Consider the following 24,731-nt stretch of genomic DNA (forward strand, 5'->3'; position numbering starts at 1 on the left):
GCCCCACATGGATACCGCGCTGACGCTGACCAACGACATGAAGCTCGTGCTCGGGCTGGTCGGCTTCACGATGGCGATGTTCCTGTTCGAGCGCATCCGCGCCGACGTGGTCGCGCTGGTGGTGCTGGTGGTACTCGGTGTCACCGGCCTGATCGCGCCGGAGGAGATCTTCGGCGGTTTCTCCGGTAACGCGGTGATGAGCATCATCGCCACCACCATCCTCGGTGCGGGCCTGGACCGCACCGGGGCGCTGAACCGGCTGGCCGCATGGCTGCTGCGGCGCGGCCACGGCGTCGAACAGCGGCTGCTGATGATGACCACCGCCATCGCCGGCCTGAACTCGTCCTTCATGCAGAACCCGTCGGTGATGGCCTTGTATCTGCCGGTCGCCTCGCGACTGGCAGCGCGCACCGGGCTGACGATGCAGCGCCTGCTGCTGCCGATCTCGGCGGCGATCGTGATGGGCGGTGCGCTGACCATGGTCGGCAATTCGCCGCTGATCCTGCTGAACGATCTGCTGGCCTCGGCCAACAACAACCTGCCTTCCGGCCTGGCCACCATCGAGCCGCTGCGCATGTTCGCGCCGCTGCCGATTGGCGTGGCACTGCTGATCGCCTCGCTGCTGTACTTCCGCTACTACGGCGACCGCAAGCTGATCGAGGAAGAAACCCTGGTCAACGACGGGGTCACCCCAGCACGCACCGAGAGCTACTTCGCCAAGACCTATGGCATCGAAGGCGATGTGTTCGAGCTGGTGGTCAGCGCGGAAAGTCCGCTGGTGGGCATGACCCTGGGCGAGGCCGAGACCCTGCACGACGCCCCGCTGCTGCTGGCCCTGAAAACCGGTAATGACACCCGCCTGGCGCCGCCGGCGGAGATGCGCATCTGGGTAGGCAGCGTGCTCGGTGCGATGGGCCCGCGCCAGCAGATCAACGATTTCGCGCAGAACCAGTTCCTGCGCATGTCTTCGCGCCTGAAGCACCTGGGTGACCTGTTCAACCCGAGCCGCGCCGGTATTTCCGAGGCGGTGGTACCGCCGACCTCGAACGTGATCGGCAAGAGCGCGGCCGACCTGCGCCTGCGCAAGGAGCGTGGCATCAGCCTGCTGGCGATCAACCGCGACAAGCAGGTGATCCGCGAGGACGTGCGCGACGTGCAGTTGCGTGCAGGCGACATGCTGGTCTTCCACAGCATCTGGACCGACCTGGCACAGGCGGCCAAGAGCCGCGACTTCGTGGTGGTGACCGACTATCCGACCGGCGAGCAGCGCCCGCACAAGTTCAAGATTGCGATGGCGATCTTCGCGCTGACCATCCTGATCGCGCTGACCAGCAAGCTGCCGGTCGCGCTGACGCTGATGACCGGCGTGGCCGGCATGCTGCTGACCGGCGTGCTGCGCATGGACGAGGCGTATGCCTCGATCAACTGGAAAACGGTGTTCATGATGGCCGGGCTGATTCCGCTCGGCTGGGCGATGGATTCCAGCGGCGCGGCGGCATGGGTGGCCGGCCACACCATCGACAAGCTGCCCACCGGCATTCCGATCTGGGTGCTGGAAGTGGCGCTGGCGCTGTTGACCACGGCGTTCTCGCTGGTGATCAGCCATGTGGGCGCGACCATCGTGATGGTGCCCATTGCGGTGAACCTGGCGCTGGCAGCGGGCGGCAACCCGACCGCGTTCGCGCTGATCGTGGCGCTGTCGGCGTCCAACAACCTGATGACGGCCTCCAACCCGGTGATTTCGATGATCACTGGCCCGGCCAATTACACCCCGCGCGAGATGTGGCGGGTCGGCGGACCGTTGTCGCTGATCTACACCTGCGTGGTGGTGTTGATGATCAACCTGATGTTCTGAGGGTTGGGTTTGTTGGCAGGGCTGCGCCCTGCACCCGCAGAAGCCGAAGCAACAGCAACAGCAACAGCGTGCATTCCGTGGGATGGCGGGGTGGGTCCACGCCATGCGTGGATGCCTTTGTAGAATCGAGCCGTGCTCGACTGCTTCCGGCCTCAGGCCAGATAGACCTGCCCATCGCGGATATCGACCGGCACCGCACGCAGGCGGTCGCCCTTGCACGGGCCGGCAATGCAGTCGCCGCTGTCCAGCGTGAACGAGGCGCCATGCGCGGCGCACACCAGGTGGCCCTCGCGGCTCTTCAGGAACTGGCCCGGGGCCCAGTCCAGGCGACGGCCGGCGTGCGGGCAGATGTTCAGGAATGCGCGCACCTGCGCGCCGTCGCGGTACAGCACCAGCGATTCGGCATCGCCATCGATCACCGCTTCGACCTCGGCAAACGCGCCATCGGCAATGGCATCAAGGGCGATCAGGGCAGCAGCGATAGTCATGGCGAAAGCTCGGACGGTAAACCGGAATTGTCGCATGCCTGCTCAGGTGACTGGCTGTGACATGAACACAAGTCATTGATCCGTAATAAGCACAGGCTATATTTAACGAGTTTTTCACTCAATGACAGTGGCGCGTCCCGATACTCTGTTTTCGCTGATCCCAGCCTATCGAGCCGCCATGTTCAACCGCGCATCCGCCTTCAACCAGTTCCGCACCCTGTTCGCGCCGCGCAAGCCGCGCCATCCGTTGGTGCGCGTTGCCGTGGGCCTGCTCGGCCTGGCGATCCTGGCCGCGATGGTGTTCATCGGTGTGTTCGTCGGTGCCGCGATGATCCTGGTTGGCCTGGCATGGAAGCTGCTGGCCTCGCGCAAGCCGGGCGCCGCGCGTCCGGTGGACCCGACCGTGGTCGAGGGCGAGTACCGCGTGGTGCGCAAGCCGGTGTTGCCGGCCTCGCGCTGATCCAGGCCTTCCGCGCCCGCTGACGGCGGGCGCCATGCGTTCTAGACTGCGGGCACGCCCTTCCTGGATGCCCGCATGTCCGATGTCTCCGATGTGATCCCTGCCGTAGCCCTGCCGCGTGTACCGGTAGCCGGTGGCGGCAGCTTCCCCGTGCACCGTATCTACTGCGTCGGCCGCAACTTCGCCGACCACGCCCGCGAAATGGGCGCGGCGGTGCCGGCGGCCGATGACCGCGGCCGCCCGATGTTCTTCAGCAAGCCGGCCGACGCCATCGTGGTCGGCCACGACGATGCCATCCCCTATCCGCCAGCAACCGCCAACCTGCACCACGAAGTGGAACTGGTGGTGGCGATCGGTCGCGATGCGCCCGCCGGCGAGCTGGCCGTCGCCGACGCCGATGCGCTGGTCTACGGCTACGCCGTTGGCCTGGATCTGACCCGCCGCGATCTGCAGGCCGCAGCCAAGGACAAGGGCCATCCTTGGGATGCCGCGAAGGGGTTCGATGCCTCCGCGCCGATCAGCGAAATCGTGCACGCCGAAGAAGTCGGCGACCTGGCTGCGCTGAACCTGTCGCTGGAGGTCAACGGCGAGGTGCGCCAGCAGGCACTGCTCGACCAGATGATCTGGAACGTGCCGGAGATCCTGCATGAGCTGTCCAAGCTGTGGCAGCTGCGTGCCGGTGACCTGGTGTTCATGGGCACCCCGTCCGGGGTGGCTGCGCTGAAGCCCGGCGACCGCTTCAGTGCCCGCCTGGAAAACGTGGCCGAGCGCCACGGCGTGATCGCCGGCTGACGTCACCTGCGCTACCCTGCGCGCTGTCCACTTCCCCACCGGAGAAAAACAACAATGGGAATGCTCACCGAGTTCAAGGAATTCGCCATGCGCGGCAACGTCATCGACCTCGCCGTCGGCGTGGTGATCGGCGCGGCCTTCGGCAAGATCGTGACGGCGCTGGTCGAGAAGATCATCATGCCGCCGCTGGGCCTGCTGATCGGCAAGGTGGACTTCTCGCAGCTGGCGTGGACGCTGTCGCCGGCACGGATCGGCCCGGACGGCAAGGAGATTCCGGCGGTGGTGATCGGCTACGGTGATTTCATCAACACCCTGATCCAGTTCGTGATCGTGGCTTTCGCGATCTTCATCGTGGTCAAGGCGATCAACCGCCTGTCTCGCAAGAAGGAAGCTGCACCAGCCGCACCGGCCGAGGAAGTGGTGCTGCTGCGCGAGATCCGCGACAGCCTGAAGAAATAAGGTATCGGGCGCCTACGGGCGCCCCTCCCACCTGTAGAGCCGAGCCCACGCTCGGCTGATCTGCAAAAGGCAGCCGAGCATTGGCTCGGCTCTACAGAAGCAGGCGAAAGCCCCGCCCCGGCGGGGCTTTCGCTTTGCTGCATCTGGCGGGAAACAGCATCCGCGCCAGCCATGACCTCCCGCCCATGCGCCGGGCTGAACGACTGTTAAGCTCCAAGGCTTAGGTCCCTTCCCGGAGTTGTCCATGCGTCGCCGCGTTCTTGCCATCGCATCCTCCCTCGCCCTGCTGGCCGCCCCGGCCTTCGCGGCGCCGCACACCACTACCCTGCCCCCGGCGTCGCTGGCCACCGCCGCACAGCTGCGCGACCAGGCCTTGGCCGATGACACCGGCTGGAAGGTGGTCGAATCGCTCACCACCGAGATCGGCCCGCGCATCGCCGGCAGCGAGGCTGACGCCCGCGCCGTGGCCTGGGCCGAAGCCAAGTTCAAGGCACTGGGCTTCGACAAGGTGTGGAAGGAACCGGTGACCTTCCCGAAGTGGGAGCGCCGCAGTGAACATGCTGCCGTGACCGGCAAAAATCCGCAGCCGCTGCAGATCACCGCACTGGGCGGCAGCCCGGGCGGCACCGTTGAAGCCGAGGTGGTGCGCTTCGCCGACCTGGCCGCACTGCAGGCGGCGCCGGCCGGTTCGCTCAAGGGCAAGATCGCCTTCGTCGATTACCAGATGCTGCCGTTCCGCGATGGCCGCGACTACGGCCGCGGCGGCGCGATCCGCAGCAAGGGTCCGTCCGAGGCGATCCGCAAGGGCGCGGTCGGTTTCCTGATGCGTTCGGCCGGCACCGACTCGCACCGCGTGCCGCACACCGGCATCACCCGTTTCGATGACGGCCTGACCCCGGTGCCGTCTGCGGCACTGTCGGTGCCCGATGCCGACCAGCTGGCCCGCCTGCTGGCCCGTGGCAGCACCACGGTGAAGGTGGCGCTGGACTGCGGCTGGGATGGTACGGCGACCTCGTACAACGTGATCGGCGAGATCACCGGCCGCAGCCTGCCGAAGGAAGTAGTGGTGATCGGCGGGCATCTGGATTCGTGGGACCTGGGCACCGGCGCGGTGGATGACGGCGCGGGCGTGGGCATCACCATGGCCGCAGGCCACCTGATCGGCCAGCTGAAGCAGGCACCGAAGCGCACCATCCGCGTGATCGCCTTCGCCAACGAGGAACAGGGCCTGTATGGCGGCAAGGCCTATGCCGAAGCGCACGCGAAGGACGTGGCCCTGCACCAGCTGGCCGCCGAGAGCGACTTCGGCGCGGGCCGCATCTACGCCTTCAATACCGGTTCGCCGAATCCGGAAGGCTCGCGCGAAGCGACGAAGCAGATTGCCGAAGTAATGAAGCCGCTGGGCATCGAGTACCAGGCCGACAAGGGTGGCCCGGGCCCGGACGTCGGCCCGCTGGCCGCCAAGGGCGGTGCGTGGGCGTGGCTGGCGCAGGACGGCTCGGACTACTTCCACCTGCACCACACCGCCGACGACACGCTGGATAAGATCGACCCGAAGGCGCTGGCACAGAACGTGGCCGCCTACACTGTGTTCGCCTACCTGGCGGCGGAAGCCGATGGCAGCTTCGGCAGCGAGGCCAAGGCGACCACGCCGCCGAACGAATGATGCGGTAGCGCCGGGCCATGCCCGGCGTTTGCGGCGGGAAGAGCGGTGCGAACCAAGGTTCGCACCCACCAAGTCAGATCCCGCATCGGTAGCGTCGGGCCAATGCCCGGCAAGCGCAGCGGCACGAGCGGTGCGAACCAGGGTTCGCACCCACCGGGCGTCACTCAGCCGCGGCGGCTCGCCCACTGCGCCAGCAGCACGGCCGTGGCGGAAGCGACATTCAGGCTTTCCACCGCGCCGCTGCCGGGGATCGAGACCTGCAGATCGCACTGGCTCGCCAGGCCACGGTCCATGCCCTCGCCTTCGGCGCCCATCACGTACACCAGCCGGTCTGGCAGGGACGCGCGGAACACGTCATCACCGCCCTCGACCAGGGTCGCGGCCAGGCCGAAACCGGCTGCGCGCAGTTGTGCCATTGCCTGAGCGGTCTCCGGCAGCTGCACCAGCGGCACCGCTTCGGCGCCGCCTTCGGCCACGCGCGCGGCGGCGCCGGACAGGGCCAGCGTGCTGCCGGCCGGCAACAGCAGCGCCTTGGCACCGAAGTGCGCGGCCGAGCGCAGGATCGCGCCGAGGTTGTGCGGGTTGCCCACGCCATCCAGCCACAGCGCCAGCGCCGGGCCGTCACCGACCTGCTGCAGCCACTGCGCCAGCGGCAGTGCCGGTGCGCGCAGCATGTCGGCCACCACGCCTTCGTGATGGGTGGTGCCGGCCAGCTTGTTCAGATCGCCATCCTCGACCACGCGGTAGCCCACGCGGTTGGCCACGCACCACTTCAACAACGGCTGCAGGCGCGGAATGCGTGCTTCCAGCAGGTACAGCTTGCGCAGCGCCTGCGGCCGCGCTTCGAACGCAGCCAGCACGGCATTCAAGCCGTACAGACGCAGCTCATCGCTGCCACCGCGCCCACCACCGCCCGTGGCCGGCACCTCCGGGCGCGGCAACGGCGTTGCGCGCGGCGGACGGGCGGACGGGCGGCGGTTGTTCCAAGGGTTGTTCACTTACACACTCTCCTGCTTGCGCTGGCGCCAGAAATCGGCGTTCTTGATGCCCAGGGCATCAGGGTCGAACACCGGATCCTGGCCCAGCTTCTTCTGTCGTTCGTAGTCACGCAGGGCCAGCATCGCCGGCTTCTGGATGATGAGGATGGCAATGATGTTCAGCCAGGCCATCAGGCCCACGCCGATGTCGCCAAGCGCCCAGGCCAGGGTGGCATTGTGGAACGCGCCGAACACCACCATGCCGATGATGCCCAGGCGCAGCACCAGCACCGTCAGCGGGCGCTTCCTGTTGTGGTTTACATAGCTGAGGTTGGTCTCGGCCATGTAGTAGTACGCCATGATGGTAGTGAAGGCGAAGAAGAAGATGGCGATGGACACGAATGCCGAACCCCAGCCCGGCAGCACCGCTTCCACGCCGGCCTGGGCGTAACCGGCGCCTTCGGGAATACCGGCCAGGCCCTGGAAGATCGGCGGTGCGCTGGCACCTGCCGGCGAGTACACGTTGTAGGTGCCGCTGGCCAGGATCAGGAACGCGGTGGCGGTGCACACCATCATGGTGTCGAAGTAGATGGCGAAGGCCTGCACATAGCCCTGCTTGGCCGGGTGCGAGACTTCCGAGGCGGCCGCTGCATGCGGGCCCGAACCCTGGCCGGCTTCGTTGGCGTAGATGCCGCGCTTGATGCCCCACTCCACGGCCAGGCCCATCATGGCGCCGAATGCGGCATGCGTGCCGAAGGCACTCTTGAAGATGATGCCGAACATTTCCGGCACGCGGTCGTAGTTGATGACCATGATGATGATGGCCATCAGGATGAAACCGGCAGCCATGAACGGCACCACCACTTCGGCGAAGTTGGCGATGCGTTTGACGCCACCGAAGATCACCACGCCCAGCAGCAGCGCGACCACGATGCCGATGCCCAGCTTCAGCGCCTGCACCGATTCCATGCCGAAGGCCTGGCCGTCGAGCGGCCCGCACAGCGCGGTGCCACGGCAGGCGTTGATGATGCTGTCGGCGATGGCATTGGCCTGCACGCCCGGCATCAGGAAACCTGCGGCGATGATCGTGGCGATGGCGAAGGCCAGCGCATACCACTTCAGGCCCATCGCCTTCTCGATGTAGTACGCCGGGCCACCGCGGTAGCGGCCTTCGGCGTCCTTGGTCTTGTACATCTGCGCCAGGGTGCATTCCACGTATGAGGTGGACGCGCCGAGGAAGCCCATCACCCACATCCAGAAGATCGCCCCGGGGCCGCCGAAGGCGATGGCCGTGGCCACGCCGGCGATGTTGCCGATGCCCATGCGGCCGGCCATCGACATGGCCAAGGCCTGGAACGAGGACACGCCGGCGTCGGATTTCTCACCCCTGACGGTGAGGCGGCACATTTCGAAGAAGCCACGGATCTGCATGAAGCGCGTGCGCAGGCTGAAGAACAGGCCGGCGCCCAGGCACACGAAGATCAGTGCCTTGCTCCAGATGATGCTGTTGATGAAGTGTACGGTTGCTTCCACGCGCGCTCTCTCCAGTCGGCGGGTTGTAAGGACGTCCCGTCGGCTGGAGGGGACCGGTCGATTCTCCCTGATCGCAGGCCGCTGCGGTAGCGCTGTCGTGTAGCGCCGAGCCCATGTCCGGCTTGGGCCCCGGAATCAGCCGAGCATGGGCTCGGCGCTACAGCGGCCAGCCCGCGCGTTCAGGGCAGCTGCGTGCGTACCCGGGCGAAGCGGCGCAGGTCGTGCAGCGCGCCGCGCTTGTAGACCGCGCAGCGCTCCACGCCCTCTTCCTGGAAGCCGTTCTTCTCCAGCACCCGGGCCGAGCCGAGATTGAAGTCGACCACCGTGGCCTGCAGCCTGAACAGGCGCAGCTCGTCCATCACCCAAGGCGCAAACACACCGACCACCCGGGTCATCAGGCCCTGGCCCCAGTAGGCCCGGCCCAGCCAGTAACCCAGTTCGGCGGTATGCCCACGCTCGGCCACGCCCTGCTGGGCACCGACGCTGCCGCAGGCCTGGCCGTCTATCTCGATGGCCAGGTTCAGGGTGCCGGGAGCCAGCACGCGGCCGGCGAGGAAGGCCTCGCCATCCCCGCGCGTGTACGGGTACGGAAAGCGATCACGCAGGCCCCGCGACACCTCGGCGTCGTTGGCGTGGTGCAGCAGCGATTCCAGATCATCCGGGCGCCAGGGGCGCAATTGGAAGCCTTCACCTCGCAGCACGGTGGTCGGGTCAGGCATGGCCACCCACCGACGGTGATTCCGCTTCCTGCTTCTCCAGCTCGCGCTTCACCGCTTCCGGCGAGCGGGTGTACGGGGCCAGCCGTGCGTAGAACGCCGGCACCACGAACAGCGACAGGAAGGTCGAAAGGGTTACGCCGAAGATGATCACGATGCCGATCGTGCCACGGCTGGCCGAGCCGGGGCCACCGGCGACCACCAGCGGGATCGCGCCGACCACGGTGGCGATCGAGGTCATCAGGATCGGGCGCAGGCGCACCATCGCCGATTCGATGATCGCCTCGCGCACCGTGCGCCCGTCATCGCGCAGCTGGTTGGCGAATTCGACGATGAGGATGCCGTTCTTCGCGGCCAGGCCAACCAGCATCACGATGCCGATCTGGCTGAACAGGTTCACCGTGCCGCCACTCACCCACAGGCCGACCAGCGCACCGAGCACACCCAGCGGCACGGTCAGCATGATGGTGAGCGGGTGGATGAAGCTTTCGAACTGCGCGGCCAGCACCAGGTACACCACCAGCAGGGCCATCGCGAAGGTCAGCAGCACCGCGCCGCCGGCACTCTGGTACTCACGCGACTCACCCTTCCAGTTCACCTGTGCGTACTGCGGCAGTTCTTCCCGGGCCACGTTCTGTGCCCAGGCAATGGCCTCGCCCAACGGATAGCCTGGCGCCAGGCCGGCACTGATGGTGATCGAGCGCAGTCGGTTGAAGCGGTTCAGGGTTCCGGCCTCAGCCACTTCGCTCAGCGTGACCAGGTTGGACAGCGGCACCAGCTCGCCGGAGGTGGCACGCACGCGGATCGCGGCCAGGTCGGCCGGGCTGGCACGGCCATCGCGCCCGGCCTGCACCAGCACGTCGTACTCCTCGCCGTTGTCGACGAAGGTGGTGACGCGGCGCGAACCCATCATGGTTTCCAGCGCCGATCCGATCGCGGTGACCGGCACGCCGAGGTCGGCCGCGCGCTGGCGGTCGATGTTCACCCGCATCTGCGGCCGGGTTTCCTTGTAGTCCGAGTCGGGGCCGACCAGGCCGGGATTGTCGGCCATGCGCAGCAGGATGCGGTCGCGCCACTGCGCGATCTCGGCATATTCGGGACCGCCCAGCACGATCTGGAACGGCTGCCCGCCACTGCGCACCAGGCCACCGCCCACCTGCGTGCGCACGCGCACGCCGCGGATGGTGTCCAGTTCTTTCTGCAGCGCGTCGGCCACTTCAGGCGTCCCCTCGCTGCGCTGGCGCCACGGCTGCAGGAAGATGCTGACGCGGCCGGTGTGCATCTCCTCGCTGGCGCCCCAGCCGCCCGGCACGCGCGGGTTGGCGCGCACGATCGGCTTGTCCGGGCCGACATGCGGCGCCAGCAGCGCTTCTACCTGCTGCACCTGCTGCACGGTGTAGTCGTAGCCGGCGCCTTCCGGGCCGTCGATCATGATCTGGAACGAACCGCGGTCTTCGGCCGGCGCCAGTTCCGACGGCAGCAGCTTGAGCAGGCCCCAGCTGGCAGCCAGTGCGGCCACCATCACCAGCAGGTAGATCCAGGTGCGGTCGACATGGTGGTCGAGCACGCGGCCATAGCTCGAGGCCAGGCGCTCCAGATTGCGGTTGATGAAGCCATGCAGGCCACGCGGTGCCTGCCCTGTGTGCGGCTTGAGCAGCTTGGACGCCATCATCGGCGTCAGCGTCAGCGCTACGAATGCGGACAGCGCCACCGCTGCCGCCAGCGCCACCGCCAGCTCGCGGAACAGGCGCCCGGTATTGCCTTCCAGGAAACCGACCGGCAGGAACACCGCCACCAGCACGGCGGTGGTGGCGATCACCGCGAAGGCAACCTGCGTGGTACCGCGCTTGGAGGCCACCAGTGGGGGCTCGCCCAGGTCGATGCGGCGCTGCACGTTTTCCACCACCACGATCGCATCGTCCACCACCAGGCCGATGCACAGCACCAGTGCCAACAGGGTCAGCAGGTTGATCGAGAAGTCGAACGCGTACAGTGCGATGAACGCGGCCACCAGGCAGACCGGCACGGTCACCGCCGGAATCAGTGCGGCACGGAAGCTGCCGAGGAACAGCCAGATCACCGCCAGCACCAGGATCATTGCCTCCACCAGCGTGGCGTAGACGCGGTCAACGGCGGCTTCGATGAAGGTGGTGTTGTCGAACGCAACAAAGATCTGCGTGCCCTTGGGCAGGGTCAATGCCACCCGCTCGGCTTCAGCGCGCGCGGTGCGCGCCACGTCCAGCGAGTTGGCGGTGGAGGTCTTGACGATGCCCAGGCCGATGCCGGGTTCGCCGTTGCTGCGGTAGTAGGCGCGGCGTTCCGCCGAGGCCAGCTCGATCTTCGCCACGTCGCCCATGCGCACCACGTAGCCGTCGCGGCCCTTGCCCAGCGGGATGGTCGCGAAGTCTTCGGGCTTGATGTAGTTGCGCTCCACGCGCAGGGTGAAATCGCGGTCGGTCGACTCGATGCGGCCGGCCGGCAGTTCCACGTTCTCGTTGCGCAGCGCGGTTTCCACGTCGCCGGTGGTCAGCCCGCGTGCGGCCAGCTGGTCGCGGTCCAGCCAGATGCGCATCGCATAGCGCTGGCGGCCGCCGATGCGGACCTGGGCCACGCCGTCGAGGCTGGAGAAGCGGTCGACCACATAGCGGTCGGCGTAATCGCTCAGTTCCAGCGTGTCCATGGTCGAAGAGACCATGTTGAACCAGATGATCGGGTCGGCATCGCTTTCGACCTTGGCGATTTCCGGCGGACGCGCTTCTTCCGGCATGCGGTCGGCGACGCGGCTGACCGCATCGCGCACGTCGTTGGCCGCCGCTTCGATATCGCGGTTGGAGGTGAACTCGATGCTGACCTGCGAGCGGCCGTTGGTGCTGCGCGCGTTGATCGTATCGATGCCTTCGATGCCGGCCAGCGCATCTTCCAGCACCTGGGTGATGCGGCTTTCGATGACCGCCGCCGAGGCACCGGTGTAATCCACCGACACCGAAACAATGGGCGGGTCGATGGCAGGCAGCTCGCGCAGGGTCAGGCGGGTGAAGGACATCACGCCCAGCACCAGCAGCAGCAGGCTCATCACCACGGCGAACACCGGCCGCTGGATGGAGATGTCGGACAGTTTCATCCGCCGTGCCCCTCGGCCGCGACCGGTGCCGGCGCGGCATCCGGTTTCGCGCCGCTGGCCGGTGCCGCATCCCTGGCCGCGACCTTCAGGCCCGGGCGCAGTTTGCCGGTGCCATCAACCACGATGCGCTGGCCCGCTTCCAGCCCCTGCTTGATCTCGACCACGCCGGCGCGGCGCGCACCGGTGACCACGTCCACGCGCTCGACGCTGTCGTCGGCCTTGATGCGGTACACGAAGGTATCGCGGCCGACCTGCACCACGGCGATTTCCGGGACCACCAGCGCCGGGCGCTCGGGGCGGAACAGCCGCACGTCCAGCAGCATGCCCGGGCGCAGCGCATGATCGCCGTTGGCGAAGTCGGCGCGCACGGTCACCGCACGGGTGACCGGATCGATGCGCGCATCGATGGTGCTGACCTCACCCTCGAAGGTGCGGCCCGGCCACGCCACGCTGGTGGCGCTGACCTTGTCACCGACGCCCAGCGCAGCCAGTTCCACTTCCGGCACCTGGAAATCGACGTGCATGTGCTCGATGTCATCGAGCGTGGCGATGACCGTGGTCGGGGTCACCAGCGAGCCGGGGCTGACCTGGCGGATGCCGAGCACGCCAGCGAACGGCGCGCGCACGCGGCGGTCACCGATGTCGGCCTGCATCTGCATCACGCGCGCCTCGGCCGCATCGCGGATCGACTTCTGCGTATCCAGGGTGGCGCTGGACACCAGGCGCTGGGAGGCCAGCTCGCGCTGGCGCCTGTACAGCTGGTCGGCTTCGTGGAAGGTGGCCTGCGCCTGCACCAGCGCGGCCTCCTGAGCCTGCCCGCGCAGGGTCACGATCGGCGCACCGGCGGCCACATGCTGGCCACTTTCAAAGTGCACCTTCTCGACGATTTCGCTGACCTTGGCCGTCACGCTGATGGACTCGCGCGCCTTGGCCGTGCCCAGCGCCTGCAGCGTGTCATTCCACTGCGAGGACTGCACGACCTGCGCGGTCACCGGCACCGCTTCGCCCTGCCGACGGGCGGCGGCCTCCTGTTTGCCCCCGCACCCGGCCAGAAGGGCCAGGCTGAGGCCAAGGGCCAGGGTCGAAGCAATGCGAGCCAACATGAACGGTCCTGATAGATCCACGGCCGCCGAGTGTAGGCAAGCACCCGTGGAAGCGATATGTGCCAAGCGTTTACTGGCGTGGCACCGGCGGCGCGATAGCGCCGTGAACCTGTTCCGTGCAAGGCTCACAGCAGCGGTGTCGGCATGTGTCGAGGTGTATCCCGCCGTGCGCCGCAGGCGTTGTCATCGTAGAGTCGAAGCTGCCCGACAGAGGGCGTCGGGCGGGGACGGATCCTGGCGGGGATCCGGCCCCGTTTTTTTACCCGGCCGATCAGTACCGGTAGTTCACCTTCATCCACAGGCTGCGCCCGGGTTCATTGATGCGCACCGGGTCGGCCGGGAAGCCGAAGTCGGCGCTGCCGGCCAGGTTCAGGTGCTCGCTGTAGGCGCGGTCGAACAGGTTGTCGACGCCCGCACTGAGCTGCAGCTGCGAACTGAAGCGGTAAGCGGCATTGAGCGCGAAGGTAGCGAAGCCGGCACTCGGCCCCAGGTCCTGCGCGACCACAGTGCCCTGGCCATCTGCGACACGATGCTGATGGGTCACCGCACGCAGCAGCGCACCGGCACTCCAGCGCTGGCCTTCCCAGTTCGCGCTCAGGCGCGCTTCCAGCGGCGGCATCTGCGGCAGCGGACGCTGCTGGTCGCGGTTCTCGCCCCAGGCATAGGCCAGCGTGCCACCCAGCTTCCACTGCGCAGCCAGGCTCACTTCCAGCCCGGCTTCGGCACCGGCGATGCGCGCATCGACGTTGTTGGCCTGGCTCATGCCCATCATGCCGCTGCCGTGATAGGTGAACAGGATGTAGTCCTGGATCTGCCCGGCATATGCCGATACCCATGCCTGCACACGCGGTCCCTTGAACTGCAGGCCCATGTCGAGCTGGGTGGTGCGCTCGGGCTGCACGCCGGTGAACGCGTTCACTGCGCCCGACGGGCCATGATCGGGCGAGAACAGTTCCCAGTAGTCGGGCATGCGTTCACTGTGGCCGAGGCCGGCGTACCAGGTCAGGCCGTCGGCAAGGTCCTGCTCGTAGCGCAGGAACCCGCTGCCGAGCCATTCCTTGCGCGTCTGCCCGGCGCTGGGATTGGGCCGGTTGCCCATCATGCCGCCGATCGATTGCCGCTCATCGCGGGCGCTGGCACGGTCGATGCGCAGGCCACTGATCCAGCGCTGGTCGGTGCCGGCGCCCAGGGTCAACTCGGTGAACACGCCATAGCGGCGGAAGTTCGCATCGGTCTGCCACGCGGCCTGGCGGTAAGTACCGCGGCCCATGCCGTTGCGGCCACGGTGGCGGCTGTCCTCACCGTCCACACCGGCCACCAGCTGCACCTCCTGCCAGCGCCACTCGGAACTGGCCCGGCCGCCCTGGGTTCGGCGGTCCACATTCGAAGCCATCGGCATGGGCATCATGCTGTTGGGATTCGGCGTGCGCAGCGTGTAGTTGTCCATCACATGGTCGGCTTCGTTGTAGTACACGTTGGCCTGCAACGTTTCCCACGCGCCCGGCAGGTTGCGCTTCTCGAAGCGTGCCGCGTAGCTGGTGCGCTCGAACGCGGCGCCGTCCATGCCACGCCCGGCATAGCGCGCGATCGCATCGCCGGCACCGGCGGAGATTTCCAGCAGCGTATCGGCGTCCGGCGTCCAGCCGATGGCCACGTCGCCGTTCCACTTGCGCCACTTCGACGGCACCACGTCACCATGACCATCCTTGTAGTCGTCCGCTTCCGAGCGATTGCCGCTGGCACGCACGTAACCGGCCGGATTGCCCAGCGTCAGGTCCAGCACCTGGTCGTTGCGGTTGCGCGAGCCGACCAGTCCACTGGCATCGGCACGCAGACCGGGTTCCTCGAAGCGCGGCGTATCGCGCTCGAAACGGATGGTGCCGGCCGAGGCACCTGCGCCCCAGCGCACGCTCTGCGGGCCCTTGATGATGGTCAGCCGGTCGAAGCTCTCCGGCGCGATATAGGAAAGCGGATTGTCCATGCGCGACGGGCAGGCACCGATCAGGTTGCCATCGTTGCTGAGGATGTTCAGCCGCGAACCGAACATGCCGCGCAGCACCGGGTCACCGTTGGTGCCGCCGTTGCGGATGGCGGAGAAGCCAGGCACGGTCTTCAGGTAATCGGCGCCATCACTGGCGGGGACCGGCTGCCGCGGCAGGCGCGGATCGGTCACCCAGTGCAGTGGCGACGAAGGCGCGGCGGCAGTGACCACCATCGTGTCGAGGGTGCGCGCTTCTTCAGCAGGCGCAGCGTGGGCCAGTGACGCGGCCACGGCCAGGCCAAGGGCAACCGGCAGGCGCGCGCAGGCGCCCGCGGGGCGGGAAGTCATTTTCATCGGAACAGCTCCAAGGTACGCACGCGCGCACGGCGCCCGGTCAGGCGTCGTGCGGCAGATTCGATAGGGACATCAGCGGACGATGGAGGAGCGTGGTGGTCCACGTGCGGCATGCGCCGGCCAGCGCAGTGCCGGCAGCACCTGTTGCGACCACGGGAACACCAGGCGCGGCCGCCACAGCAGCGGCAACCGCAGCACCAGCACCGCCAGCCACGGCAGCAGGCGCATGGCCAGCACGCAGTATTCGCAGACTTCGCCATGCATGGCGTGGGGGTCGGCTGGGCGGTTGGGTGCTGCCTGCGAAGCGCCATGCGGGTCGTGCCCGGCCATGGTCATGTCGTGCATGCCATGGCCCATGGCGGCGTGGTCCATGCCCGCCATTGCGGTGTGGTCCATCGGCGGCGCCTGCAGCGCGCGGCTGACCAGCGGCGCAAGCACCATCAGCAGCGTCGCCAGGACGGCGAGCTGGAGCAGAAGGCGCTGCGGGCGGGACAGGCGGGTCACCGCGCTAGTGTAGAGGCGGGTCCAGGGTTGCCCTGTGCGACGAACCGTCGCAGGAGGAGGTTTGTCGGCAGGGCTTGCAGCCCTGCACCTGCTGCGGACCACGGCAAGAGCCGAAGCAACAGCAAAAGCGGTTTCCTGAGGGTAGGCGGGGTGGGTCCGGTTGCGGGAGACGCCGTAAACCCATCCATGGGGCTTGGCCGCGGCATCCATGCCGCGGACACTCCCGCAACCGGACCCATCCCGCCTTCGACAGATCTCCGCGATCTGCAGTAGATCCACGCCATGCGTGGATGCTTTTCGATTTCAATTCGAAATATTCGATTTCGATGGAGATTCATCCACGCATGGCGTGGATCTACCGTGTCGACCAAAGTCGACATCTACCAACAGCCGCCGGAATCTGTCAGAGGTGGGGCGGTGTCGGAGTGCGGGGTGTCAGCCGCATGGATGCGGCTGCCAAGCCCCCATGGACGGGTTTACGGCGTCCCCGCACTCTGGCACCGCCCCGCCAACCCGCGGAATGCCAGCTTTTGCTGTTGCTTCGGCCGTTGCTTGAAGCCTCTGCGGGTGCAGGGCGCAGCCCTGCCGAACCCCCCTCTACTTGACCTGCACGTCGATCACGCCGTCGCCGACGCGGGCCTGCAGGGCGTCACCAGGTTGCACCTGGTCGATGCGCCGCACCAGCGCACCATCGTCGCTGCGGGTCAGGATGCTGTAGCCGCGGGCTACGGTGGCCAGCGGGCTGACTGCTTCCAGTGAACGCGCCAGCCCGCGCAGCCGCAGTGCATCGCGCTCCAGCAGACGCTGCATCGCTGCCTGCGGTCGTCCGCGCAGGGCGGCCAGGCGGCGCTGCATCGTGTCGAGCTGGCGCTGTGGATGGTGCCCGCGCAGGACCGCCGCTGCATGGCGAAGCCGCGCAGCACGGCGCTCCTGCTGCTGGTTGAACGCGGCATGCAGGCGTCGTCCCAGATCGAGCTGGCGTCGACGCAGCAGATTCAGTCGTGCCTGCGGGCTCTGGGCGTTCAGGCGCAACAGGGCGCGGTCGGCGCGCTGCATCGCCTGTTGCATCGCATGCCGGTGCAGCTGCAGCATGCGAACGGCCGTGCGGCGCACGCGCAGGGCCAGTTCGCGCTGGTCCGGTACCAGCAGCTCAGCCGCCACCGAGGGCGTCGGTGCACGCAGGTCGGCGGCGAAGTCGCTCAGGCTGAAGTCGGTTTCGTGGCCAACCGCAGACACCACCGGGGTGCGGCTGGCGGCGATCGCACGGGCCAGGGCTTCGTCATTGAAGGCCCACAGGTCTTCCAGCGAACCACCACCGCGGGTCAGCAGGATCACGTCGTAGCGGCCGCTGGCATCGGCGGCCTGCAGCAGCCGGGTGATCTGCGCGGCGGCACTGCTGCCCTGTACCAGGGTCGGCAGCAGGTCCACTTCCAGCAGCGGGAAGCGCCGGCCGAGCACGCTCAGCACGTCGCGCACGGCGGCGCCGGTGGGCGAGGTGATCACGGCCAGGCGCTGCACGTGCGCCGGCAGCGGCCGCTTGCGTGCCGGGTCGAACAGGCCCTCGGCCTCCAGCCGTGCCTTCAGCTCCTCGAAGGCGCGGCGCAGCGCGCCTTCGCCGGCTTCCTCCATGTGGTCCAGCACCATCTGGTACTCGCCACGGGCGTCGTACAGGGTCACCTTGCCGCGCACCAGCACGCGCATGCCTTCGCGCGGCACGAACTTCAGGTACTGCGCCTTCATCCGGAACATCGCCGCACGCAGCTGCGCGCGCGCGTCCTTCAGGGTGAAGTAGAGGTGTCCGGAGGCAGGACGCGCCACGCTGCCCAGTTCTGCCTCGACCCAGATCGCCGGGAAGCTGCCTTCCAGCAGGTCGCGGGCCAGGGTGTTGAGCTGGCTGGGGGTGAGGATGTCGTTGTTGCGTGGCTGCATGGAAACGGCGTGCTGCGGGCGGAATGGGGGCTCAGGATCGCACGTCAGCGCGCCGTATGCTGGCCCAGTGCCCACTGCACGTGTTCACGCACCAGCGGCGAGGGATCGTCGATGCGGGTCTGCAGCGCAGCCAGCGCTTCGGCCGAGGACGGCGCATTGCCCAGCGCCACGGCGATGTTGCGTAGCCAGCGCTCATGGCCGCTGCGCCTGATGGGACTGCCTTCGGTGCGGCGCAGGAACTCGGCTTCGTCCCAGGTGAACAGCTGGTCCAGGCGCGCGGTATCGAGGTTGTTGCGCGCGCGGAAATCGGCTTCGTCGGTGCGCTTGGCGAACTTGTTCCAGGGGCAGACCAGCTGGCAGTCGTCGCAGCCATAGATGCGGTTGCCGATCAGCGGGCGCATCTGTTCGGGAATGGCGCCGTCGTGTTCGATGGTCAGGTAGGAAATGCAGCGCCGCGCGTCCAGCCGCTGCGGGCCGGTGATGGCCTGGGTCGGGCAGACATCGATGCAGCGCGTGCAGGTGCCGCAGTGCGCCGTGGCCGGCGTATCGATCGGCAGCGGGATGTCGATGTAGATCTCGCCGATGAAGAACCAGGAACCGCCATGGCGGTCGATCAGGCAGGTGTGCTTGCCGATCCAGCCGAGCCCGGCGTTGCGGGCCAGTGCGCGCTCCAGGACGGGGGCGGAATCGACGAACACGCGGTAGCCCAGTGGCGCGACTTCGTCGTTGATCTGCGTGGCCAGCTTCTGCAGGCGGTTGCGCATCAGCTTGTGGTAGTCGCGGCCCAGCGCATAGCGCGCCACGTAGGCGCGGCCCGGGTCGGCCAGCGTCGCCCAGGCTTCGGTGTCATCCTTGTGGCTGTAGTCCATGCCCACCGAGATCACGCGCACAGTGCCGGGCAACAGCTCGGCCGGTCGTGCGCGCAGGGTGCCGTGGCGCGCCATCCAGTCCATCGTGCCGTACAGGCCCTGACCCAGCCAGTCGGCCAGGTGCGCCTCATCCTCGCCCAGCTCGATACCGGCGATGCCGCAGCGCTGGAAGCCATGCGCGCGGGCCAGTTCGCGGATGCGCTGCACGGCCTGGGCCGGATCGACGGGGGTGGGGGCGAGGGACATGCGCACCAGTATAAAATCCCTGCATGGCCAACCTCGCCGATCTGTTCGATTCCGCTGCCGCGCGTGCGCTTGATGCCCAGGCGTCCACCCTGGCGGGGGATGCTGGCTGGGGACTGATGGCGCAGGCCGGCCAGGCCGCCTGGCAGTGCCTGCTGCAGCATTGGCCGCAGGCTCAGCGCATCGGCGTGGTGGTCGGTGCGGGCAACAATGGCGGCGACGGCCTTGTGCTGGCTCGCCACGCGTTGCAGGCCGGACGCGAGGTGAGGGTGATCGCCCTGCCGGGCAGGGCGCCATCGACCGCGCTGGCGCAGCGTGCAACATCGGAGTTCAGGTCCGACGGCGGCGCCATCACCGAGTTCGACGGCGCGCTGCCCGAGGCCGACCTCTGGGTCGATGCCCTGTTCGGACTGGGCTTCGATCGCGCGCCGGAGGGTGCGGCGCAGGCGCTGATCGTTGCGATCAATGCGCAGGCGGCACCTGTGCTGGCCCTGGATGTGCCCAGTGGCGTCGATGCCGACCGCGGTGCGATACCTGGCGCGGCAGTGCGCGCGGCGCTGACCCTGCAGTTCATCGTGGCCCATCGCGGTCTGTACACCGGCGACGCGCTGGATCATTGCGGGCACAAGGCCCTGGCACCCCTGCAGTTGCCCGCTGCCGCATGGCAAAGCGTGTCGCCTGCCGTGGAGTACTGGGCGCAGGCACGGTTGCCGGCCCTGTTGCCGCCGCGCCGCGCAAATACCCACAAGGGTGAATCCGGCCACGTGCTGTGCGTCGGCGGCAACCATGGCAGCGGCGGTGCCATCGCCATGGCAGCCGAGGCCGCCTTGCGCGCAGGGGCGGGGCTGTTGAGCCTGGGTACCCGCCGCGACCACGTCGCTCCACTGCTGGCTCGCCTGCCCGAGGCGATGACCCACGCGCTGGAAGACGGCGAGGCGCTGCCGGCATTGCTTGACAGGGCAAAGGTGGTGGCGATCGGGCCCGGTCTGGGCCAGGACGAATGGGCGCGCGCACTGTTTGCGCGGGTGCTGGCCAGCGCCAAACCACTGGTGGTCGATGCTGACGCGCTGAACCTGCTGGCGCAGGATCCGCGTGCCTTGCCTGGCGCCGTCCTCACACCGCACCCGGGCGAGGCCGCACGCCTGCTCGGCTGCAGCACCAGCGACATCCAGGCCGATCGCTACGCCTGTGCGCAGACGCTCGCCGAGCGTTTCCACGCGGTGGTGGTGTTGAAGGGCGCCGGCAGCATCGTGGCGGCGCCCGGGCAAACGCCCCGGTTGATCGCCGCCGGCAATCCCGGCATGGCCGTGGGGGGCATGGGCGACCTGCTCACCGGCATCATTGCCGGCCTGCGCGCGCAGGGCCTGGCCGCCTTCGATGCCGGCGCGGCGGGCGCGTTGCTGCATGCGCTGGCCGGCGACGCGGCTGCCGCTGACGGCGCACGCGGCCTGCTTCCTACTGATCTGCTGGCGCCGTTGCGGCGACTGGCCAACCCGGAACGCTTCCCATGACAGATTTCTTCCTTGCCGACAGCGACGCCACCGAACTGCTCGGGCAGTGGCTGGCGACCACCCGGCCGCCGCAGGCGCTGATCGAACTGCGCGGCGACCTGGGCGCCGGCAAGTCCACCACGGCCCGCGCGCTGCTGCGGGCGCTGGGCGTGCAGGGCGCGATCCGCAGCCCCACCTACACCCTGGTCGAGCGCTATCCGCTGGCCAGTGGCGGTGAGGCGTGGCACCTGGACCTGTATCGCATCGGCCAGGCCGGTGAGCTGGATTTCCTCGGCCTGGACGAGGGCAGCGCGGTCTTGTGGCTGGTCGAATGGCCGGAACGGGGCGCCGGCGCGCTGCCGCCGACCGACCTGGTGGTAGCACTGGAGATCGAAGGACAGGGGCGACGCGCCAGTCTCACCGCGAGCAGCGACGTTGGGCATGAATGGCTGAAACGGCTGCCCCAAGGGGGCGACTTGCAGGCCATTTCTGTCGGCTGACGAGAACAAACACCGGCAGGTTACGGATTATTAAGGAAAAAGGTGTTGCATTCCGTTCAGCGCGGTGATTGAATCCTGAGCCATGCGCCCGGGGAACCGTCTCATCGCCATCTGTGCCGCCGTCGGACTGGGTCTGGCGAGCGTCAGTGCGTGGGCGGGTGAAGTCCGCCAGGTCCTGCTGAACACCGGCGCGACCGGCACCCGTGCCGAGATCTCGCTGGTCGGCAGTGGCGGCTACAAGACCCTGTCGCTGGCCGGCCCGAACCGCCTGGTGGTCGATTTCCCCGACTCCAGCGCCGTACGCAACCTGAAGATGCCGGCCGCGCAGGGCGTGGTCACGGCGGTGCGTACCGGACAGCCGGTCCCGGGCACCTTCCGTGTCGTCTTCGACCTTGCCGAATCGGTGGCGCCGTTCCGTCCGCAGATGCAGCGCGAGGGCAATGAATCCAAGCTGGTGATCGAATGGCCGGGTGATGGCCCTGCCGTGGCCACCAGCCGCCCGGCGACGCCACCGGCGGTGCAGTCGCAGGCGCCCGCTGCGGGGGGCTCAGTCGCGCCCACGCCGGCCGAGAACGCGCAGTCACGCACCGATGCTGCGCGGGCCACCGCCCTGCTGACCGCACAGGTGCAGCAGCAGGCCAGCGCCAGCGCCGCCGCACCCGCCACGCCGACCCCCGCACCGACCAGCGCGCCGGCCCAGGTTGCTGCGGCAGGCGTCGCGGCCAGCAGCACGCCTTCATCCTCGCCGGCTGCAATCCTCGCCGGCCAGCGCACTGCTGCGGTGGTGACCACGCCGCCGGCAACGGCCCCGGCACCGACGCCGACCGAGCCGCCGCGTCCGGCCATGCCCAGCGATGCATCGCGCATCCGCATGCAGCCCGGCATGCGCCACCTTGTGGTGGCGATCGATCCCGGTCATGGTGGCCAGGACCCGGGCGCGATCGGCCCGACCGGCAAGCGCGAGAAGGATGTCACCCTGGCGGTGGCGCGTGAGCTGGCCCGCCAGGTCAATGCCACGCCGGGCCTGAAGGCCTACCTGACGCGCGACAGCGACGTGTTCATTCCGCTGCCGATGCGCGCGCAGAAGGCGCGTGCGAACAAGGCGGACATTTTCATCTCGATCCACGCCGATGCGGCTGAAAACCGTTCGGCCACGGGTTCGTCGGTGTACGTGCTGTCGACCAAGGGTGCCTCTTCGCAGCGCGCCCGCTGGCTGGCGGACAAGGAAAACGCGGCCGACCTGGTCGGTGGGGTGCGCCTGCAGCAGACCGAAGGCACCCTGGCCAACGTGCTGCTGGACCTGGCCCAGAGCGGCTACATGAAGGCGTCCGAAGATGCGGCCGGCCACGTGCTGGGCGGTCTGAAGCGGATCGGCAACAACCACAAGCCGAACATCGAGCGCGCCAACTTCGCGGTGCTACGCACGTCGGACATGCCGGCGATGCTGGTGGAAACGGCATTCATTTCCAATCCGGATGAAGAGCGCCGCCTGACGGACCCGGCATACCAGCGCAAGGTGGCGGGCGCCGTGCTGGATGGCGTGCACACCTTCTTCAGCCGCCAACCGCCGCCGGGCACGTTGTATGCCGCCCGCGCGCAGGCCGAGATCGACGCCGCAGCCACCATGGCAGGCGGCAGCAAGTAAGCCGCCGAAGGCGGATTACTACTTTCCGTAGAGTCGACTGTCAGTCGACTGCGCGCGCAGTATGGGGGTTTCGGTGGCCGGCGAAGAGCAGTCGACTGACAGTCGACTCTACATGCGCAGCCTCCGTTATCATCCCCGCATGACGTCTGCTACCCATCCGCGCCCGATCCGGCCGTTGCCGGAGATCCTGATCAACCAGATTGCCGCGGGCGAAGTGGTCGAACGACCCGCGTCGGTGGTCAAGGAGCTGGTCGAGAACGCGATCGACGCCGGCGCCAGCCGCGTTGATATCGATCTTGAAGAGGGCGGCGTGCGCCTGATCCGCATCCGCGACAACGGCAGTGGCATCGCGCCCGAGCAGTTGCCCCTGGCGGTGTCGCGCCATGCCACCAGCAAGATCGCCGATCTTGACGATCTCGAATCGGTGGCCACGCTCGGTTTTCGCGGGGAAGCGCTGCCGTCGATCGCATCGGTCAGCCGCTTCACCCTGTGCTCGCGGCGCGCGCACGACGAGCACGGTTCGGCACTGCAGATCGAAGGCGGCAAGATCGGCGAGGTGACCCCGCGCGCGCATGCGCCGGGCACCACGGTGGAAGTGCGCGAGTTGTTCTACAACGTGCCGGCGCGGCGCAAGTTCCTGCGCGCCGAGCGTACCGAACTGGGCCATATCGAAGAGTGGCTGCGTTCGCTGGCGCTGGCACGGCCGGATGTCGAGCTGCGCGTGTCGCACAACGGCAAGGCCTCGCGGCGCTACAAGCCGGGCGATCTGTATTCCGATGCGCGCCTTGCCGAAACGCTGGGCGAGGATTTCGCCAACCAGGCCGTGCGCGTGGACCACAGCGGCGCCGGCCTGCGCCTGCATGGCTGGATTGCGCAGCCGCATTATTCGCGCGCGAGCGCCGACCAGCAGTACCTGTACGTCAACGGTCGCTCAGTGCGTGACCGCAGCGTCGCCCACGCAGTTAAGATGGCCTACGGCGACGTGCTGTATCACGGCCGCCAGCCGGCCTATGTGCTGTTCCTCGAACTGGATCCGACCCGCGTCGACGTCAACGTGCATCCGGCCAAGCACGAGGTGCGCTTCCGCGATTCGCGGCTGGTCCACGATTTCGTCTATCGCACGTTGAAGGATGCGCTGGCCGATACCCGTGCCGGCATGTCGGCGCAGGAGATCGGTGCCGGCCCCGCACATCCGGTGGACGCCGCCGCCGTCCCGACGGCATCGAGCGCCGGCGCGTCGGGGTTCGGGCTGGTGCGCGGGGCTGCGCCCGGCTCGGGAGGTGGTGGTGGCGGGTTTTCAGGCTGGCGTCCGCAGCAGCCGCTGGGCCTGCAGGTGGCCGATGCACCGGCCGCCTACGCCGCGCTGTACGCCGCGCCCGCCGGCGTCGAACGCGCAGCGGCGTTGCCGCCGATGCCGAGCGAGAACGGGTTGCCGGTGACCAGTGCCGACGCGGGTGTACCGCCACTGGGCTACGCGATCGCGCAGCTGCATGGCATCTACATCCTGGCCGAGAACGCTGAAGGCCTGATCGTGGTCGACATGCATGCGGCCCACGAACGCATCGGCTACGAGCGCCTGAAGAATGCGCACGATGGCATCGGCCTGCAGTCGCAGCCGTTGCTGGTGCCGATCACGCTGGCGGTGGGCGAGCGCGAGGCCGACACCGCCGAAAGCGAAGCCGAGACACTGGCGGCGCTCGGCTTCGAGGTGACCCGGGCCGGCCCCGGATCGCTGCACGTGCGCAGCATTCCGGCACTGCTGGCGCATGCAGAACCGGAAGGACTGCTGCGCGACGTGCTGACCGACCTGCGCGAGCATGGCCAGAGCCGCCGCGTGGCCAGTGCACGCGACGAACTGCTGTCGACCATGGCCTGCCACGGCGCGGTGCGTGCCAACCGGCGCCTGACCGTGCCGGAAATGAACGCGCTGCTGCGCGACATGGAAATCACCGAACGGTCCGGCCAGTGCAACCACGGCCGACCGACCTGGGCCCGTTTTTCGCTGGCGGAGATCGACCGCTGGTTCCTGCGCGGACGTTGAGGGGA

19 protein-coding genes are annotated in these 24,731 nt (G+C 68.1%); 9 read left to right on the forward strand and 10 right to left on the reverse strand.

Annotation, left to right across the window (positions count from 1 at the left end; genetic code table 11):
• Positions 1-7: 7 nt before the first annotated feature.
• Positions 8-1,855, forward strand: a complete 1,848-nt coding sequence (locus AC10QF_RS11460; protein ID WP_494542231.1) for an SLC13 family permease — start codon at positions 8-10, stop codon at positions 1,853-1,855.
• 152 nt (positions 1,856-2,007) lie between these two features.
• Here AC10QF_RS11460 and AC10QF_RS11465 read toward each other — a convergent pair whose 3' ends face one another.
• Complete coding sequence (locus AC10QF_RS11465; RefSeq protein WP_111098281.1) at positions 2,008-2,343, reverse strand: Rieske (2Fe-2S) protein; 336 nt, start codon at positions 2,341-2,343, stop codon at positions 2,008-2,010.
• Between the two features lie 178 nt (positions 2,344-2,521).
• Here AC10QF_RS11465 and AC10QF_RS11470 point away from each other — a divergent pair, with 178 nt between their 5' ends.
• The 4 genes from AC10QF_RS11470 to AC10QF_RS11485 all read left to right on the forward strand — a co-directional run bounded on the left by AC10QF_RS11470 (position 2,522) and on the right by AC10QF_RS11485 (position 5,720).
• Positions 2,522-2,803 carry a hypothetical protein gene (locus tag AC10QF_RS11470; RefSeq protein WP_019660189.1) on the forward strand — a complete coding sequence of 94 codons (282 nt, stop codon included), beginning with the start codon at positions 2,522-2,524 and terminating at the stop codon, positions 2,801-2,803.
• Positions 2,804-2,878: 75 nt separating this feature from the next.
• The gene (locus tag AC10QF_RS11475; RefSeq protein WP_019660190.1) at positions 2,879-3,595 is read left to right on the forward strand and encodes a fumarylacetoacetate hydrolase family protein; all 717 of its coding nucleotides are present in this window, start codon (positions 2,879-2,881) and stop codon (positions 3,593-3,595) included.
• 54 nt (positions 3,596-3,649) lie between these two features.
• The gene (mscL, locus tag AC10QF_RS11480; RefSeq protein ID WP_019660191.1) at positions 3,650-4,054 is read left to right on the forward strand and encodes a large-conductance mechanosensitive channel protein MscL; all 405 of its coding nucleotides are present in this window, start codon (positions 3,650-3,652) and stop codon (positions 4,052-4,054) included.
• Positions 4,055-4,298: 244 nt separating this feature from the next.
• Positions 4,299-5,720 (forward strand): M28 family peptidase, encoded by a 1,422-nt coding sequence (locus tag AC10QF_RS11485; protein WP_019660192.1) that lies wholly within the window; start codon positions 4,299-4,301, stop codon positions 5,718-5,720.
• Between the two features lie 164 nt (positions 5,721-5,884).
• Here the strand turns inward: AC10QF_RS11485 and AC10QF_RS11490 are convergent, their stop codons facing one another.
• From AC10QF_RS11490 to queG, 9 genes are all read right to left on the reverse strand, one after another.
• Entirely contained in the window at positions 5,885-6,718 is an 834-nt protein-coding gene (locus AC10QF_RS11490) for a TrmH family RNA methyltransferase (RefSeq protein ID WP_134731279.1), read from the reverse strand.
• Positions 6,719-8,230, reverse strand: a complete 1,512-nt coding sequence (locus AC10QF_RS11495; RefSeq protein ID WP_494542232.1) for an alanine/glycine:cation symporter family protein — start codon at positions 8,228-8,230, stop codon at positions 6,719-6,721.
• Between the two features lie 179 nt (positions 8,231-8,409).
• Complete coding sequence (locus tag AC10QF_RS11500) at positions 8,410-8,949, reverse strand: GNAT family N-acetyltransferase (RefSeq protein WP_134731277.1); 540 nt, start codon at positions 8,947-8,949, stop codon at positions 8,410-8,412.
• Complete coding sequence (locus AC10QF_RS11505) at positions 8,942-12,067, reverse strand: efflux RND transporter permease subunit (RefSeq protein ID WP_021202005.1); 3,126 nt, start codon at positions 12,065-12,067, stop codon at positions 8,942-8,944. The genes AC10QF_RS11500 and AC10QF_RS11505 overlap by 8 nt, the downstream gene beginning before the upstream one ends.
• On the reverse strand, positions 12,064-13,170 hold the full coding sequence (locus AC10QF_RS11510) for an efflux RND transporter periplasmic adaptor subunit (RefSeq protein WP_227845091.1): 1,107 nt from the start codon (positions 13,168-13,170) through the stop codon (positions 12,064-12,066). Before AC10QF_RS11510 ends, AC10QF_RS11505 begins: the two co-directional genes overlap by 4 nt.
• Before the next feature lie 271 nt (positions 13,171-13,441).
• On the reverse strand, positions 13,442-15,505 hold the full coding sequence (locus AC10QF_RS11515) for a TonB-dependent copper receptor (protein ID WP_494542233.1): 2,064 nt from the start codon (positions 15,503-15,505) through the stop codon (positions 13,442-13,444).
• 72 nt (positions 15,506-15,577) lie between these two features.
• Positions 15,578-16,009 (reverse strand): DUF2946 domain-containing protein, encoded by a 432-nt coding sequence (locus AC10QF_RS11520; protein ID WP_494542234.1) that lies wholly within the window; start codon positions 16,007-16,009, stop codon positions 15,578-15,580.
• A gap of 597 nt (positions 16,010-16,606) precedes the next feature.
• Entirely contained in the window at positions 16,607-17,938 is a 1,332-nt protein-coding gene (gene xseA, locus AC10QF_RS11525) for an exodeoxyribonuclease VII large subunit (protein WP_494542235.1), read from the reverse strand.
• A gap of 44 nt (positions 17,939-17,982) precedes the next feature.
• Positions 17,983-19,053 (reverse strand): tRNA epoxyqueuosine(34) reductase QueG, encoded by a 1,071-nt coding sequence (queG, locus tag AC10QF_RS11530; protein ID WP_005417785.1) that lies wholly within the window; start codon positions 19,051-19,053, stop codon positions 17,983-17,985.
• A 23-nt stretch (positions 19,054-19,076) separates the two neighbouring features.
• Between queG and AC10QF_RS11535 the strand changes: the two genes are divergently transcribed.
• From AC10QF_RS11535 to mutL, 4 genes are all read left to right on the forward strand, one after another.
• The gene (locus AC10QF_RS11535) at positions 19,077-20,561 is read left to right on the forward strand and encodes an NAD(P)H-hydrate dehydratase (protein ID WP_095378141.1); all 1,485 of its coding nucleotides are present in this window, start codon (positions 19,077-19,079) and stop codon (positions 20,559-20,561) included.
• On the forward strand, positions 20,558-21,040 hold the full coding sequence (tsaE, locus tag AC10QF_RS11540) for a tRNA (adenosine(37)-N6)-threonylcarbamoyltransferase complex ATPase subunit type 1 TsaE (RefSeq protein ID WP_053500618.1): 483 nt from the start codon (positions 20,558-20,560) through the stop codon (positions 21,038-21,040). The genes AC10QF_RS11535 and tsaE overlap by 4 nt, the downstream gene beginning before the upstream one ends.
• An 82-nt stretch (positions 21,041-21,122) precedes the next feature.
• Complete coding sequence (locus AC10QF_RS11545) at positions 21,123-22,685, forward strand: N-acetylmuramoyl-L-alanine amidase (RefSeq protein WP_494542236.1); 1,563 nt, start codon at positions 21,123-21,125, stop codon at positions 22,683-22,685.
• Between the two features lie 139 nt (positions 22,686-22,824).
• Positions 22,825-24,726 (forward strand): DNA mismatch repair endonuclease MutL, encoded by a 1,902-nt coding sequence (mutL, locus tag AC10QF_RS11550; protein WP_032954348.1) that lies wholly within the window; start codon positions 22,825-22,827, stop codon positions 24,724-24,726.
• Positions 24,727-24,731: the final 5 nt, after the last annotated feature.

It is taken from the genome of Stenotrophomonas maltophilia complex sp. Om-AH-Sm3 (assembly GCF_059337855.1).

Excerpts from the sequence above, each read along its gene's own strand:
- tsaE (WP_053500618.1), top strand. The coding sequence starts at position 20,558 with ATGACAGATTTCTTCCTTGCCGACAGCGACGCCACCGAACTGCTCGGG.
- AC10QF_RS11535 (WP_095378141.1), top strand. The coding sequence starts at position 19,077 with ATGGCCAACCTCGCCGATCTGTTCGATTCCGCTGCCGCGCGTGCGCTT.
- xseA (WP_494542235.1), bottom strand. The coding sequence starts at position 17,938 with ATGCAGCCACGCAACAACGACATCCTCACCCCCAGCCAGCTCAACACC.
- AC10QF_RS11545 (WP_494542236.1), top strand. The coding sequence starts at position 21,123 with ATGCGCCCGGGGAACCGTCTCATCGCCATCTGTGCCGCCGTCGGACTG.
- AC10QF_RS11500 (WP_134731277.1), bottom strand. The coding sequence starts at position 8,949 with ATGCCTGACCCGACCACCGTGCTGCGAGGTGAAGGCTTCCAATTGCGC.
- AC10QF_RS11475 (WP_019660190.1), top strand. The coding sequence starts at position 2,879 with ATGTCCGATGTCTCCGATGTGATCCCTGCCGTAGCCCTGCCGCGTGTA.
- mutL (WP_032954348.1), top strand. The coding sequence starts at position 22,825 with ATGACGTCTGCTACCCATCCGCGCCCGATCCGGCCGTTGCCGGAGATC.
- AC10QF_RS11505 (WP_021202005.1), bottom strand. The coding sequence starts at position 12,067 with ATGAAACTGTCCGACATCTCCATCCAGCGGCCGGTGTTCGCCGTGGTG.
- AC10QF_RS11515 (WP_494542233.1), bottom strand. The coding sequence starts at position 15,505 with ATGAAAATGACTTCCCGCCCCGCGGGCGCCTGCGCGCGCCTGCCGGTT.
- queG (WP_005417785.1), bottom strand. The coding sequence starts at position 19,053 with ATGTCCCTCGCCCCCACCCCCGTCGATCCGGCCCAGGCCGTGCAGCGC.
- AC10QF_RS11510 (WP_227845091.1), bottom strand. The coding sequence starts at position 13,170 with ATGTTGGCTCGCATTGCTTCGACCCTGGCCCTTGGCCTCAGCCTGGCC.
- AC10QF_RS11485 (WP_019660192.1), top strand. The coding sequence starts at position 4,299 with ATGCGTCGCCGCGTTCTTGCCATCGCATCCTCCCTCGCCCTGCTGGCC.
- AC10QF_RS11465 (WP_111098281.1), bottom strand. The coding sequence starts at position 2,343 with ATGACTATCGCTGCTGCCCTGATCGCCCTTGATGCCATTGCCGATGGC.
- AC10QF_RS11460 (WP_494542231.1), top strand. The coding sequence starts at position 8 with ATGGATACCGCGCTGACGCTGACCAACGACATGAAGCTCGTGCTCGGG.
- AC10QF_RS11470 (WP_019660189.1), top strand. The coding sequence starts at position 2,522 with ATGTTCAACCGCGCATCCGCCTTCAACCAGTTCCGCACCCTGTTCGCG.
- mscL (WP_019660191.1), top strand. The coding sequence starts at position 3,650 with ATGGGAATGCTCACCGAGTTCAAGGAATTCGCCATGCGCGGCAACGTC.